1 protein-coding gene is annotated in these 1,121 nt (G+C 65.3%); it reads left to right on the forward strand.

The features are described 5' to 3' along the window. The first annotated feature begins 47 nt into the window (after nt 1–47). A complete protein-coding gene (locus AB0H36_RS48095; RefSeq protein ID WP_360539143.1) occupies nt 48–1,121 on the forward strand; it encodes an IS630 family transposase in 1,074 nt (357 codons plus the stop codon).

The raw sequence follows: 1,121 nt of genomic DNA on the forward strand, positions 1-1,121 counted from the left end.
CTAGTGTCGCGGTAACGAAATAGCTTTACCTCGTGGGATCATGGGTTATGGCGTTGACTGTGCCCGTGGATGTTCCGGCCGAGGATCGCAGGGTGTTGGAGTCGTGGACGCGTTCGCCGTCGATGCGGGCGGGTCTGGCGCAGCGGGCGCGGATCGTGCTGCTGGCGGCCGATGGGGTGTCGGTGAAGGACATCGTGGCGCGGGTCGGGGTGTCCAAGCCGACGGTGATCGGGTGGAAGAAGCGTTACGCGGCCGAGGGCCTGGGTGGGCTGGACGACCGGCCGAAGCCGGGCCGGCCGGCCATGGTCGATGAGGTCGCGGTGGTGTTGGCGACGTTGGAGCCGCCGCCGGAACGCCTCGGCGTGACGCACTGGTCGTCGCGGCTGCTGGCCGACCACCTGGGCGGGATCTCGCATGTGTGGGTCGGCAAGATCTGGAAGAGGTGGGGCCTGCAGCCGTGGCGGGTCGAGACGTTCAAGTTCTCCACCGACCCCGAACTGGAGGCCAAGGTCCGCGATGTTGTCGGCCTGTACCTGAACCCGCCCGATAACGCGATCGTGTTGTCGATCGACGAGAAATCCCAGATCCAGGCGTTGGACCGGACCGCGCCCATCCTGCCGTTGCGTCCCGGGCTGCCAGAGAAGCGCAGCCACGACTACCGTCGCAACGGCACCACCACACTGTTCGCCGCGCTCGAGATCGCCACCGGCAGAGTCGTCGACGCGTGCATGCCCAGGCACCGCCACCAAGAGTTCCTGCGGTTCCTCAAGCAGGTTGCGAAGGCCTACCCACGCAAGAAGCTGCACATCGTGGTCGACAACTACGGCAGCCACAAGCACCCCAAGGTCCAGGCCTGGCTGGCGAAGAATCCGCGGATCCAGCTGCACTTCACCCCGACCAGCGGCTCGTGGCTCAACATGGTCGAGATCTTCTTCGGCATCATCACCCGCCAAGCCATCCGGCGCGGCACCTTCACCTCGGTCCGCGACCTGACCGACGCCATCCGAGCCTTCATCGACGGCTGGAACGACCGCTGCCAACCCTTCATCTGGACCAAAACCGCCGACGACCTACTCGACCACTGCAAACCCGGTCAAAGAACATCGTTTACGCGACACTAG

Origin of the sequence: Kribbella sp. NPDC050820 (genome assembly GCF_040653975.1) — a bacterium.
Lineage (GTDB): Bacteria > Actinomycetota > Actinomycetes > Propionibacteriales > Kribbellaceae > Kribbella.